This window comes from Chitinophaga sp. CB10, assembly GCA_001870995.2.
Taxonomy (GTDB): Bacteria; Bacteroidota; Bacteroidia; order Chitinophagales; family Chitinophagaceae; genus Chitinophaga.
The window spans coordinates 198,152-211,539 of sequence record MLAV02000003.1; the positions used below are offsets into that span (position 1 = coordinate 198,152).

At 53.1% G+C, this 13,388-nt stretch carries 9 protein-coding genes; 4 read left to right on the top strand and 5 right to left on the bottom strand.

What is annotated here, in order from left to right:
* Positions 1 to 42: 42 nt before the first annotated feature.
* Positions 43 to 1,797 carry a RagB/SusD family nutrient uptake outer membrane protein gene (locus BOC67_RS06240; RefSeq protein WP_291908394.1) on the bottom strand — a complete coding sequence of 585 codons (1,755 nt, stop codon included), beginning with the start codon at positions 1,795 to 1,797 and terminating at the stop codon, positions 43 to 45.
* Positions 1,798 to 1,808: 11 nt separating this feature from the next.
* Positions 1,809 to 4,871: a TonB-dependent receptor gene (locus BOC67_RS06245; protein ID WP_291908395.1), complete on the bottom strand. Its 3,063-nt coding sequence runs from the start codon at positions 4,869 to 4,871 to the stop codon at positions 1,809 to 1,811.
* A gap of 406 nt (positions 4,872 to 5,277) precedes the next feature.
* On the opposite strand from BOC67_RS06245, the gene BOC67_RS06250 reads away from it, so the two are divergent.
* A complete protein-coding gene (locus BOC67_RS06250; RefSeq protein WP_291908397.1) occupies positions 5,278 to 5,922 on the top strand; it encodes a hypothetical protein in 645 nt (214 codons plus the stop codon).
* Between the two features lie 31 nt (positions 5,923 to 5,953).
* Here the strand turns inward: BOC67_RS06250 and BOC67_RS06255 are convergent, their stop codons facing one another.
* The 3 genes from BOC67_RS06255 to BOC67_RS06265 all read right to left on the bottom strand — a co-directional run bounded on the left by BOC67_RS06255 (position 5,954) and on the right by BOC67_RS06265 (position 9,671).
* Positions 5,954 to 7,246 (bottom strand): D-alanyl-D-alanine carboxypeptidase, encoded by a 1,293-nt coding sequence (locus tag BOC67_RS06255; RefSeq protein WP_291908399.1) that lies wholly within the window; start codon positions 7,244 to 7,246, stop codon positions 5,954 to 5,956.
* 87 nt (positions 7,247 to 7,333) lie between these two features.
* Positions 7,334 to 8,680 (bottom strand): Gfo/Idh/MocA family oxidoreductase, encoded by a 1,347-nt coding sequence (locus tag BOC67_RS06260; RefSeq protein ID WP_291908401.1) that lies wholly within the window; start codon positions 8,678 to 8,680, stop codon positions 7,334 to 7,336.
* A gap of 25 nt (positions 8,681 to 8,705) precedes the next feature.
* Positions 8,706 to 9,671 (bottom strand): SUMF1/EgtB/PvdO family nonheme iron enzyme, encoded by a 966-nt coding sequence (locus BOC67_RS06265; RefSeq protein WP_291908403.1) that lies wholly within the window; start codon positions 9,669 to 9,671, stop codon positions 8,706 to 8,708.
* A gap of 175 nt (positions 9,672 to 9,846) precedes the next feature.
* Here BOC67_RS06265 and BOC67_RS06270 point away from each other — a divergent pair, with 175 nt between their 5' ends.
* The 3 genes from BOC67_RS06270 to BOC67_RS06280 all read left to right on the top strand — a co-directional run bounded on the left by BOC67_RS06270 (position 9,847) and on the right by BOC67_RS06280 (position 13,213).
* Positions 9,847 to 10,773 carry a TIM barrel protein gene (locus BOC67_RS06270; RefSeq protein WP_291908404.1) on the top strand — a complete coding sequence of 309 codons (927 nt, stop codon included), beginning with the start codon at positions 9,847 to 9,849 and terminating at the stop codon, positions 10,771 to 10,773.
* Positions 10,774 to 10,872: 99 nt separating this feature from the next.
* Entirely contained in the window at positions 10,873 to 11,220 is a 348-nt protein-coding gene (locus tag BOC67_RS06275) for a phage holin family protein (RefSeq protein WP_291908406.1), read from the top strand.
* A gap of 19 nt (positions 11,221 to 11,239) precedes the next feature.
* Entirely contained in the window at positions 11,240 to 13,213 is a 1,974-nt protein-coding gene (locus BOC67_RS06280) for a dehydrogenase E1 component subunit alpha/beta (protein ID WP_291908407.1), read from the top strand.
* Positions 13,214 to 13,388: the final 175 nt, after the last annotated feature.

Below are 13,388 nucleotides of genomic sequence, written 5' to 3' on the forward strand. Positions count from 1 at the left end.
GGACAAATAATTGTCCAGCCCCTGTTCTTTTAAGCGCAGCTATTAATAGAATGGATTTTGCTTCAGCGCATCTGTTTTACGCAGCTCCGAAGAAGGGATCGGCGCAAAATAGTTTTGCTTGTTGAAGGTACGTTCCTGCATGGTAAACACCGTGTATTTAAACGGATGGCCAGGCACAAAGGAACCCCGCACGTCAATGCCTTTCGCATCGTCGCTGAATACGGTCGCCGCATCCATCCAGCGGCGCACGTCAAAGAAGCGGTGCTCTTCATAGGCGAGTTCATACCTTCTTTCGTATTTATAGACAGTCCACAGCTCCTCTCCATCCAGCGTGGTGGCCGGCATGCCGGCGCGGGTACGCACCATGTTCAGCACGCGGCGGGCTTCCGGGTAGTCCTTCAGCACCAGGGATGCTTCCGCGCGGTTCAGCAGCACTTCCGCGTAACGCAGCCAGATCCAGCTCTGATCGCCGTTGAGGAACTGCGCATCCAGGTTGATGTCCATGAATTTGCGGAGGTAATAACCGGAGAAGGTACCGTTCCAGTTTTCGATGGTACTATTCCTGGTATCGAGCCCCCATACGCTGTCTTTCCCGTTTGCACTTTCATAGCGGCCGGTTTGGATAACGCCCACCGGGTCCGTCTGCCGGGCGTCCGCCGGCCGGGTTTTCCACTTGGCGCCGTCATAGAGGATGGTCGCATAAAAGCGGGGATCACGGTTGGCATAAGGGTGCGCCGCCTTATCCGGATCCGCCCAGGAGAAGGCCGAGCCATCCGCCATCTGGTAGCCGGATACAAAGTTTTCGATCGGCACATTACCGCCCCAGTTGTGGTAACCGTTCGGGCCATTGTATTTATCATGGCTGGTACCCAGGAGGGATTTATCGAAGAGCTTCACAAAGATCAGCTCAGCATTTCCTTTGTCCAGGAAAACGCGGGCATAGTCATTAGTGCCGTTGCCGGTGGGTTTGTAGAGAGAATAAAGGCCGGAATTAATTACACTATCGGCCGCGGCTAAGGCGCGCGTGGCAAATGCCGTGGCCATATTGGTTTCGTTTTTGTTTAAAGCCGTCATTTCCGGTATGCCGGGATCGTTGTACAATTTGCTGGCAGCGTACAGCAGCATTCTGGATTTAAGGGCATAGGCGGCGTACTTTGTAACACGGCCCTTGTTGTCGATCTCCTCGTAGTTGTTGGGGAGATATTTGGCGGCACTGTCGCACTGGTCCGCAATGAAGTTGACACAATCCGTAAACTTCGCGCGTTCCACCTTGGAGAAGTCGCTGTTTTCCCCGTTCAGGTTAAACGTATAGGTGATCAGCGGCACCCCTCCGAAATACTTTACCAGCATGTGATAATACCATGCCCGCATAAAATACACTTCCCCGGTAAGGCGGTTGATCAGCGCCTGGTCGATGCCTTTCACGTCCTTAATCTTTTCGAGGAACATGTTGCAGTTACGGATGGTTTTGTAATGCGGCGCCCAGCGGGCGAAGTCGTTAAGCCCGCCGAGGTCGTCCGGCGTCATGTTTCCCTGCACTACGCGGGAGGTGTTATAATCGTGGATAAACCGGCTTTCGTCGGACATGGAGCTGAGCATTACCTCGTTAAAGCCGGGCCGCATTTGCACGTACAGGTCGTTTACAAAGGCCTGTATCAGCCCCTTGTCCTTCCAGACGTCACTTTCCTCGAACTCGGACAGCGGCTTCTTTTCCAGGAAATCCTTGTTACACGAAACAATGGTAACTGCCAGCACTGCCAGTCCACATATATAGCTGAATAATTGCAGTTTTTTCATAGCGCTTAAGATTAGAAGGTTACGTTTAATCCCACATTGTAAATCTTGGTCTGTGGATAATACTGACCGCTACCCTGTGGTGCTTCCGGGTCAAAGATCTTCACCTTGTCGATGGTGATCAGGTTTTGCCCGGTGAAGTACACGCGGAAGTTCTGGATGCCGATGCGTTTGCAGAATGCGGCGGGCACGTTGTAGCCAAAATCCAGCGTTTTAAGACGGGCATAGTTGGTATTCCAGTACCAGAAGGTGTTCTGGCGGTTTACCCAATACTCACGGTCACGGTCGTACGCTCTTGGCCAGCTGCCGTTCGGGTTTTCCGGCGTCCAGCGGTCTTTCACAATCGCTTCGGGGAAGTTGCCGATCAGCCCTGATTCCGTACGGATGTATTGACTGGCGCCGGTAGCCGCCTGCCATAACATGGTAAAGTCGAAATTGGCGTACTTGGCGGACATGGTCAGGCCATAGATCATGGTAGGATACTGGGTTTTATCGATGCGGATCCGGTCGAGATCATCTATCTTCTTATCATCGTTGATGTCCGCAAAAATCACGTCGCCCGGGCGTGCGCCGCTGAGGTGAATGGATTTATCCACTTCGTCCTGCGTGTGGTAAATGCCGATGGCCTTGTAGTAGAGCGGCGCTTCAATCTGGGATCCGGTGTACCGCTGCCAGGCGGGTACGTTCGGGGATTCGGCCCAGTACAATATCTTGTTTTTGGCACGGGTCATCGTACCAATTATTTCATAATGGAATTTTTTGATATCGTTTTTGTGAGATAAGACCAGTTCGAATCCTTTGTTGTTTACGATCCCGATATTTTCGTCCGGCAGGGTAAGGCCTGTAAAGTCAGGAATGGCGGCATTCCGGGGGATGAGGATGTTGGAGCGTTTGCTGTAGAAGTACTCCCCTTCCACGGAGAGTTTTTCCTTAAAGAGCTTGGCTTCCACGCCTACGTTGTAGTTGTTGGCCACTTCCCAGGTGATGTAAGGGTTGGGGATACGCACCTGGTAAATCGATTTATTAAGATCAGAGCCGAACATCACGCCACCGCTATTAAATGCGTAGGTGGTGAGGTATTGGAAGGAAGGCACATTGTCGTTCCCCATCTGGCCCCAGGAACCACGGATCTTAAAGTAGTTCATGAAATGCACGTTCTCTTTCCAGAAGTTTTCGTTGGAAAGCACCCATCCGGCAGAGGCGCCGGGGAAGAAGCCCATACGGCGGCCTTTAGGGAAGTTCTGCGTACCGTCGTACCGGCCATTGAAGTCGAACAGGTAAGTTTCCCTGTAGTTATAGGAAATACGGCCGAAGTAGTTCCTGCGGGCGTATTCAAACGCGGAGCCGTTGTTGTCCTTTTGCTTGTCGCCGCCGGCGGAAAGCTGATCCAGCTTATCGCTCACGAAAAATTTCCGGAACGCGCCGAAGTTATCGCCGCGGATGTTGCTTTGCTCCACCGCCGCAAAACCGCTGACATAGTGCTTCCCGAAGGTACGGGTATAGTTCAGCTTGAGGTTGACGGTGCTGCTTTTACCGGTCGCGAAGTTTTCCGTCAGCTCCGGTGCGGATACGCCGCGGGAGCCGGGGATCAGCGCGTGGTCAGGACTGTTGGGGTCCAGGGTGTACAGCGTCCAGGGCTTCACGAAGGACTTGAAGAATTCGAAATTCTGGTCATAGGCGAAACTACCGTCTACGAACATCCCCTGTACCCATGGAATGTTGACCACGGCTACGAAGGTTCCGTTTACCACATAGTTTTTATCGCTCGTATAGCCGATAGCGTTAGTGCCTGTTACCACCGGGTTATCGCCGTATTCGATATCCGGCCCCGGGAGCCCGTTAGGCCAGATGGCGTTTTCCGTAGGGCGGCCGCGCATCAGCGCGCGGAAGATGGAACCTGCGCTGCGGGGCGGGAAGTTTCTGTCTTCCAGCCGGCCGGCCAGGTCAAAGCGGAGGCGCACATATTCATTTACCACCGCATCCAGGTTGGCCCTTACGTTCTGTTGTTTGTAATTGGTGGCGCTGTTCTTGTAAATCCCGTCCTGGAAGAGGGATCCCAGGGATACGTAGTAGCTCATTTTCTCCGTACCGCCGGAAAGACTGAGGTCGTGACGGTTCTGCAGGGATACTTTCTTAATGGTAGCATCGTACCAGTTCGTGTTGGGATACAGCCATGGGTCAGAGCCATCGCCGAATTTCCTGATCTGTTCATCTGTGTAGCGGGGCGCATCGCCGCCGTAGGACAGGATTTCATTTACAATCTTCGCGTAGGTGGGCGCATCCGCCATTTTAGGCAGGCGGGTAGGCGTCACGAAGGATTGGTTGTAGCCATAGCTCACGCTGGGCTTACCACCTTTACCCCGCTTGGTAGTTACGAGGATCACCCCGTTGGCGGCGCGGCTTCCGTAGATGGCGGCAGCGGCATCCTTGAGGATGGATACGCTTTCGATATCATTCGGATTCATGCGCTCAAAGCCATCGCGGGGGAAACCATCGATCACCACGAGCGGATTGCTGTTGCCCAGGGTGCTGCGCCCGCGGATGAAGATGCGGGAACCATCGTAGCCCGGCTCACCGCTCTGGTTAACGGCGATAATGCCCGGGATACGGCCTACGAGCGAGTTGGAAATGTTGACGTTGGGCGACTGCTGCAGTTCAGTGCCTTTTACCATGGAAACGGCGCCGGTTTTGGTCACTTTCTTTTGTGTACCGTAACCAACTACCACATACTCGTCAAGGGTTTTCTGACTCTCCTTGAGCGTGATTGTCAGGGGCTTTCCATCCACCACCTGTTCAACCGGATCATAACCGATAAACTGGAATACCAGTACCGATTCTTTTTTCACATCATTAATGGAAAAGTTACCTTTTTCATCCGTGGTGGCGCCGCGTTTGGTATCCTTTACCAATACGGTTACCCCCGGCAACGGATTGCCGTTGATGTCCTTAACTTTTCCTCTGATGGTCAGATTAACCTGCTGCCAGGGAGAAATAGGCAGCGCGCGCGTGCTCTGCGGTTGCAGAACCGACCCGAGAAGGCATAGCAATGCTATTGCCTTCACATAACGTGGAACCATAAATTAAAATTTTGGGTGATAAAACTTTATAGATGAACGGGCTTTCTTTATCTACGAGTACAGCAAATTCATCTCCCATCAAGTTATCATGAATCTTGTTAATTATTTTCGAAAAATAAGCGTATTTAAAACCCTCTTGTCTAATTAAAACGCCATCTTTTATACATTATCATTTAAATCCAATTAAGGCGGTTTTACATAAGCGCTGCCAGCTTCATCTGGCAGGTAAAGGAGCCATGGGCCCTCAGGCGGCGCCGGCGCAATAGCAGGCCCCTGGCGCAAAGTGGCTGATACCGGGGCCATACCGCAGCCGCGGCGCTAAATCTTCCCCCAAAAAAAATATCAGAAACAGTGAATAAAAACCGGGACTTATGCGTTAATAGTTTATCCTAATCTTTATTTTTTCATGAAGACCGGCCTCTATCTGGGAACCATCATGCTTTGTGTGCTGATGCTCATTTCCTGTAGCAAGGAGATGAGTACGGAAGAGGGCGGGGTCAACTCAAAGTGCGACTATGCGCCTTATACGCAGGGGTCTACTTTTACGTACCTGAACGTGAGTACCGGCGGGGATAGCACGCAGTACACGCTGACGGTGAACGGGGATACGACTATTAACGGCAACGTGTACCGTAAACTGGGCGACAGTACGGCGTTTATGTGTTCCAACTGTACGGACGGGGTGTACACGCAAATAGCGTCTATCCTTAGTTTCGACGGTTATACCGCTTCGGACCTGCGGCTCACCTACCTGAAGGACTTCCTGCCCGCCGGCAGCACCTGGTCCGATACCATTACCGTGAGCGCAGGCGGCATCAGCACGAGGGCCCTGCTGCAATACACCATTGTGCAAAAAGGCAGTAATAAAGTGGTTAACGGGCACGACTATACGGATGTGATCGGCATTCAGATAGATGCCAGCGCCACCACGGCCAGCGCTACCCTGCCGGTAGGCACGGTGGCTGTAAACTACTACGCGCGCGGAATCGGGCTGATTGAGTCCGACCAGGCGCAGGATACCACCCGGCTTGTCAATTTTAATATAAAATAACAGGGTTGCCATTTCAGCAACCCTGTATTTATCAGTAATCCCTGTAAATCTTCGTCAGCAGCTGCTCTACAGCCCTTCGCACACTCGTGGCGCTCTCCTTGTTATTATTCACCAGTACGCTGAAAACAAGGGTTTTATTCTTTTTTGTAACCAGGTACCCGCTCAAACATACGCTGCCCGTGAGGGTTCCGGTTTTGGCATGTACAAACTGCTCCTTGTAGTAATTTTTAAGGGTGCCCTTGCCCCCGGTGGGTAATATCTCCCAGAGGCGTTGCCTGGGGAAAGCTTTGTACATCTCGGTGAGGACGGTCACAAAGTCGCGCGGGGTAAAGAGGTTATAGCGCGACAGCCCCGAACCATCGACCCACTGGGCCTCCTGCGGCAGGGCCGCCAGGTAGGTATCCGTTACGTATTTGATCAGCCGTTTGGTATTGATACTGTCCCATAGCAGCGCGGAGGCCATCATCAGGGTTTGCTCGGCAAAAAAGTTATCGCTCCGGTGCATCATGGGGGTAAACAGCGTATCTGCCGGTACGCTGCGCAACAAGGTAAACTGGCCTTTGGGCGGCGTTAAAGCCACGCCTACAGGCCGGTGCAGGGTATCTTCCAGTCTTTCCTTCAGGTCCATGATGGAGCCGGTGATGTACGGCACTTCGTTGGTGGAGGCGGAGCGGTCCTTCCGGTTATATTTTATGGAGAAATAATTATTTCGTTCATCCCTGTCCGTTACTACCTCAGCGCTGGTATCGTCCGGCAGCAGGGCCAGGGGGTAAAGGTCCGGCGTCATGAAGGCACTGTCCCCATAGTGCCGGATGCGGACCACGTTCCCGTACATCGGCCAGTCATTCAGCTCCGGCTGGTAGTAGTCCGGGTAATCGCTCCAGGCCCATCCCGGCCCAAAGCGGCGGTTGGCGTTGCCGGCGCCTACAAGCCAAATCTGTTTTTTGGTTTGCTGCAAGAGGGCCAACAGTGGCTGATAGGTAAAATCCGGATGCAGGAAAGTGGGATCGCCTGTGCCTTTGATGAAGATGGCCGTATCGTTTTCCAGGTAGCGGGCGGCCGGCAGGGAATCGCCCAGTATTTTCAGGCCGGCGAAAAGAGAGAATATTTTAGTGTTGGAAGCGGGGGAGAAATATTTCGTGTCCTGGTACTGGTACCAGTATTTGCCGGTTGCCGGCTCGTAAATGGAGATACCGGTATGGGCCCCTTTCAGGGCGGCGGACTGCAGCACTTCCGTAGCTGCCCATTTGGCGATGGCCGCCTGTTGCGCCCTGGCCGAACCGGCCAGCAGTACTATTCCGCAAGCAATGATAGAATTCCTCATGCCGGGAAATTACAAATTAATGCAAAGGAAGAAGCCGGGAATTTGTGTGTCCTTTTCCAAACCCCGGCTCTGCCATCATCATTATAATTAACCAACGTATTTCGTAATACCAGGTTTTGCATATGGATAGAAGCCATCAGCGCCCGGCACTACCGGTGGCGTGGCGTCAAATGCATATGTTTTCGGATGGATATCCAGGCCTGAATCCAGGGCTTTATCCCAGTGGATCACCTGGCCTGAATAGGTAGCCATACGCCCCAGGATGGCCGACATGGTAGCCTGCGCGCCACGCAATGCATCGGAATACTTGTACTCTCCTTTTGCCACGGCGGCAAACAGCTCGTCATGCTCGGTTTGGTAGGGATTGTTTTCGTTGCCTTTCTTTTCGAACTGGTAGATCACTTTTCCTTTTGCATCAACGATCTGCGCGCGATCGCAGTAGATGCGGCCTTTGGTACCTACGATTTCCTCATCTACCTTGCTGGCAGCGGCTTTCCAGTGGCGGCATTGGCTGTTCATCACCACGCCATCCGCATAGCGGAACTCTACGTAGTGGTGGTCGTAAATTTCGCCATAGTCCTTACCGGTGCGCACGGCGCGGCCGCCCATACCGGAAGCGGTAGCCGGGGTGTCGTTTTTGAACCAGTTACCTACGTCGATATTGTGGATATGCTGTTCTACGATATGATCGCCGCAGAGCCAGTTGAAGTAGTACCAGTTACGCATCTGGTATTCCATTTCAGTGTATTCAGGTTTGCGGGGTTTCACCCAGAGGTCGCCCTGGTTCCACCATACCTGGATGGAGGTAATATCGCCGATGATACCGTCCTGGAAGCGTTTATAAAGTTCGCGGTAGGAGTTCTGGTAACGGCGTTGCAGTCCTACCACCACATTCAATTTTTTGGTATTGGCCACCGCAGCGGCTTCCAGCACGCGTTTAACGCCTGCGGGGTCAGTAGCTACCGGTTTTTCCATGAAAACGTGCTTACCCTGTTTCACCGCTTCTTCGAAGTGGATAGGTCTGAAACCCGGAGGGGTGGCCAGGATCACGACATCCGCCAGGGCGATGGCCTCTTTATAGGCATCGAAGCCGATGAACTTATTTTTTTCCGGAACGGCGACCCTGTCGGCTTTATCGCCCAGGGCTTCCTTAATGTTGTCATAACTGTCTTTCAGTCTGTCGGGGAACGCATCTGCCATGGCTACCAACTGTACATTCTCCTTGGTTTTGAGCGCCTGGGTGGCGGCTCCTGTTCCGCGGCCGCCGCAGCCGATGAGGGCTACTTTGATCACGCCGGCGCTGCCGGAACCCTCGAAGGAGGTAGCTTTGGACAGAATAGGCATTGCAAGCAGGCTGCCGGCGATCATGGACGATTGTTTTACGAAATCGCGGCGACCCTGAACGTGGAATTCTTGTTTCTTTTCAGTGTCCATAAAAGGATGTTTTAAGGTGTGAATACTAGCGGGAACCAACGAATTTATCGATCTGTTCTTCAAAAAATTTCTCTGCTTCTTCTTTAGTAGGCTGCTTAACGGGGCGGACTACACGAAACCCGACGAACGGCGCATCGGCGTTCCACCAGCGGCTCTTGGGATTTTGCGGGTCGCGGTCGTTCCACATCGGGTCCGATTTGATGCGGGCGGCGGCTCTGAGGGCCGTGGCGTCGTCATCGTAATTACCGCCTTTGAGCAGCCGTGGCGACTTTTTAGTCGGCATGGTCCAGGGGTTGGCAGCGGCGGCCTGGGCTACGCCCTGCTCGTCGTACTGATCCATGGTCCATTCCTGTACGTTGCCCAGCATGTCGTACAATCCCCAGGCGTTTGGCTTCAGTTGCGCTACAGGGTGGTATTTGCCACCGCTGTTATCCTTATACCAGGCGTACGCTTTGAGTTGGGATGCGTCGTTGCCAAACGGATAGGCAGTTTTGGCCCCGGCACGGCAGGCATATTCCCATTCCGCTGCGGTAGGCAGGCGGTAGAATACGCCAGTTTTGTAGTACAGCCAGCGGCAGTACATCAGGGCGCCGTACTGGCTCATGCTGTTGGCAGGGTAGCCGCCGGCTTTGCCCATACCAAGCGTAAGGTCGATATACGGCGGACTGGGGCGGGTCATACCATCCGGAATGTCCGTTTGCGGCTTATCCTGATCGGCAAACTCGTTGTATTCTTCAAAGGTAACCTCTGTGGCTCCCATGTAGAAGTCATCGATCTTTACAGTTTTGGCAGGGCCTTCATCGGCTTTTCTGCCTTTTTCATTTTGCGGACTTCCTAACGTGAACGTGCCTCCTTTGATGGGCACCATTTTAAAATGCACTTCAGTACCAGGTATCTTTTGCTCGTACGCGGTGTATTCGCTGTCCTTTTGGGCAGATGCCGGTTGATAAAGCATTCCGCCTGCCAATAAGGTCACATAAAACTTCTTCATCTGAGTAGATTGGGTGTGTACGTTGGTCAAGATAGAAAATGAAAGTCTTGTTTCAAATTTTTTGTGATGAACGCAAAAAAAGCAGTGATTTTTTGATTTTTTTCCTTTTTGTTAGCATTTACATTCAAAACATTTTAAATTTAAGGGTGTCCTTTTTACTTTTAATTGCATCGTTATGAAAAGACGAAATTTCCTGCAACAGGGTGCGTTGGCCGGCATATCCGCCCTGGCCCTCGGAGGTATAGGCAGCACTGCGACGGCCGCCTCCAAAGCAGCTGCCACCGCAGGTAAGCCATTTAACCTTGACTATGCCCCGCACGACGGTATGTTTAAAAACAACGGCGGCGCCGATTTCCTGGACCAGATCAAATACATGTACGATCAGGGTTTCCGTTCCATTGAGGATAACGGCATGCTGAAGCGGGATGTGGCCATGCAGGAGAAGATAGGCAGCCTCCTGGCCCAGAAGAACATGACCATGGGCGTATTTGTGGTAGATACCGGCAACAACTGGAAAACCTCCCTCACTACGGGCAAACAGGAGTTTAAAGACGCCTTTATCAACACCTGCAAACAGAGTGTGGAAACTGCCAAGCGCGTGAATGCCAAATGGGTAACCGTTGTTCCCGGCTATTTTGAGCGCAACCTGCCGATAGGCGTGCAAACCGCCAACGTGGTGGACGCGTTGCGCCGCGGGGCTGAAATCCTGGAGCCGCATGGGATTGTGATGGTGCTGGAGCCGCTGAGCGACAATCCGGACCTCTTCCTCCGCACGGCCGAGCAGAGCTATGAAATATGCAAGGCGGTAAAGAGCCCGTCCTGTAAGATCCTGTATGACATCTACCATATGCAGCGGAATACCGGCAACCTGATACCGGTAATGGATCTCTGCTGGGATGAAATTGCGTATATCCAGATCGGTGATAACCCCGGCCGTAAAGAGCCCGGCACCGGCGAAATCAACTACCGCAATATTTTCAAACACCTGCATCAGAAAGGTTACAAGGGCATCCTTGGAATGGAGCACGGGAACTTTGGAAAAGGCGCTGAAGGCGAGCTGGCGCTTATCAAAGCGTATCGTGATGCCGACAATTTTCTGTAATTTAAATAACGGAGTACCGGATAAATGCAGTAAATTCCATTTATCCGGTGCCTTGCCGGTCTTATTTACTGACACCGTTATTTTAAATTACTTATTGCTATGGGTTTCCTATTACGCATCCTTGTTAGTGCCATTGCCGCCATGTTTACCGCCTACCTGCTGAAACCGGCCGTAAAAGTGGATAGTTTTGTTACCGCACTCATTCTGGCGCTCGTGCTGGCTATTCTCAATGCGCTCGTTAAGCCCCTGTTGGTGCTGCTTACCTTCCCCGTTACCATTATTACCCTGGGTTTATTCCTCTTCGTGATTAATGCCATTATCATCCTGCTGGCTGCCAAGCTGGTTCCCGGCTTTAAGGTGGACGGCTTTTGGTGGGCATTGCTGTTCAGCATTGTGATGACCATCATCAACAGCGTGCTGATCGGCCTGGCCGGCGGCAGCAACTAACCTGCAAAATTTACCGTGCATGCATTTCGACAGTTCCAACCTTGGCAGGGAACAGTTATTGTCTTTCTACCGGGCGCTCGTATATCCGCGCCTGATAGAGGAAAAAATGCTGTTACTGCTACGCCAGGGGAAAATAAGCAAATGGTTTTCCGGCATCGGCCAGGAGGCGATTGCCGTAGGGGCTACGCTGGCCATGCATGCGGACGAGTGGATACTGCCGCTGCATCGCAACCTGGGCGTGTTTACCACGCGTAACATGCCGCTGGAGAAGCTCCTGCTGCAGTGGCAGGGGCAGGCTGCCGGCTATTCCAAAGGGCGGGAGCGCTCCTTCCACTTCGGGGACCGTGCGCACCAGATCTGCGGGATGATCTCGCACCTGGGGCCGCAGCTGGGAATTGCCGATGGCATTGCGCTGGCGCATAAGCTCCGGAAAGATAACCGGGCGACACTCGTATTTACCGGCGAAGGCGGCACCAGCGAAGGAGACTTCCATGAAGCCCTGAACCTGGCCGCCGTGTGGGACCTGCCCGTGATCTTCCTCATAGAAAATAACGGATATGCCCTCAGCACGCCGGTATCCGCGCAATACCGCTGCGCCTCCCTGGTCGAGAAAGCGGCGGGGTATGGTATGGAGGGGGTCCAGGTAGATGGGAATAATCTCCTGGAGGTATATCAAACGGTACGTTCCGCCCGTGCGTATGCCGCAAGCCGGAATAAACCGGTGCTCATAGAGGCAATGACCTTCCGGATGCGCGGCCATGAAGAAGCCAGCGGTACCAAATACGTGCCGCCGGAGCTGCTGGAAGCCTGGGCTGAAAAAGACCCCATAGCACAATACGAAGCCTTCCTGCTGGAAGAGGGCATCCTCTCAGAGGAACGCATACACGAAATCAAAGAATCACTTAAACATGACATAGAAGAGGCCGTGGCGGCAGGCTTGCAGCCACGCCCGGCGTTAGTCAGCACCGAACAGGAACTGGCGGACATCTTTGCTCCCGCGCCGGCGCCTCATTACCCCATTGGCACCAGTACCGAAAAACGCTTTATTGACGCTATTGCCGAGGCGCTGCGCCAGTCGATGGAGGAATTCCCGCTGCTGGTACTGATGGGCCAGGATATAGCCGCGTATGGCGGCGCCTTCAAGATAACGGAAGGCTTCCTGGAAAAATTCGGGCCGGACAGGGTGCGGGATACGCCGCTCTGCGAGAGCGCCGTCATCGGCGCAGCGCTGGGCTTATCCATACAGGGCTTTAAAAGCATGGTGGAAATGCAGTTTGCGGACTTTGTCACGTGCGGGTTTAACCAGATTGTGAACAACCTGGCTAAGATACACTACCGCTGGGGACAGAACGCCGACGTGGTGATACGCATGCCTACCGGCGCCGGCGTAGGTGCGGGGCCGTTTCATTCGCAAAGCAACGAAGCCTGGTTTACCCATGTGCCCGGCCTAAAGGTGGTGTACCCTTCCACCCCGGAAGATGCCAAAGGGCTGCTTTGCGCCGCGATAGCGGACCCCAACCCGGTCCTGTTTTTTGAGCATAAAGCGCTGTACCGCAGTATCGCAGGGTTGGTACCGGATGAATATTATACCATCGAGATTGGGAAAGCGCGCCTGGTGCAGTCCGGCGACGACCTTACCATCATCACCTATGGCAGCGGGGTACACTGGGCCATGGAATATGCCGCCAATCATCAGCACCTCAGCATTTGCGTGCTGGACTTGCGGACGCTGATCCCGCTGGATTACAATGCTGTTCAGCAGGCAGTAGCCGCCACGGGGCGGGTATTGGTGCTGCATGAGGATACGCTGACCGGCGGTTTTGGCGCGGAAATCAGCGCCTGGATCGGGGAACACTGTTTTCATTTACTGGATGCGCCGGTGGTGCGCTGTGCCAGCCTCGACACGCCAGTCCCATTCTCCACCGAACTGGAAAAAAATTTTCTGGCCAAATCCAGACTGGACGCGCACATTCAGCAATTATTGGCCTGGTAGGGGCATGGATGATTGGGAATTTGGGGCTAAAGTTCTAATTTGCACCCGGAAATAATAAACTCATTATACCATGATGACTTTCTTAGACGTAGTACACACCACCAACTTTTACAAAGTTGGAGATAGTATCGGTGGCTTTCTGGCGCCAGTGGCAATTATAGTTTTTGGACTGATG

Coding starts and splice junctions, on each gene's coding strand:
- BOC67_RS06240 (WP_291908394.1), bottom strand. CDS start 1,797: ATGAAAAAACTGCAATTATTCAGCTATATATGTGGACTGGCAGTGCTG.
- BOC67_RS06245 (WP_291908395.1), bottom strand. CDS start 4,871: ATGGTTCCACGTTATGTGAAGGCAATAGCATTGCTATGCCTTCTCGGG.
- BOC67_RS06250 (WP_291908397.1), top strand. CDS start 5,278: ATGAAGACCGGCCTCTATCTGGGAACCATCATGCTTTGTGTGCTGATG.
- BOC67_RS06255 (WP_291908399.1), bottom strand. CDS start 7,246: ATGAGGAATTCTATCATTGCTTGCGGAATAGTACTGCTGGCCGGTTCG.
- BOC67_RS06260 (WP_291908401.1), bottom strand. CDS start 8,680: ATGGACACTGAAAAGAAACAAGAATTCCACGTTCAGGGTCGCCGCGAT.
- BOC67_RS06265 (WP_291908403.1), bottom strand. CDS start 9,671: ATGAAGAAGTTTTATGTGACCTTATTGGCAGGCGGAATGCTTTATCAA.
- BOC67_RS06270 (WP_291908404.1), top strand. CDS start 9,847: ATGAAAAGACGAAATTTCCTGCAACAGGGTGCGTTGGCCGGCATATCC.
- BOC67_RS06275 (WP_291908406.1), top strand. CDS start 10,873: ATGGGTTTCCTATTACGCATCCTTGTTAGTGCCATTGCCGCCATGTTT.
- BOC67_RS06280 (WP_291908407.1), top strand. CDS start 11,240: ATGCATTTCGACAGTTCCAACCTTGGCAGGGAACAGTTATTGTCTTTC.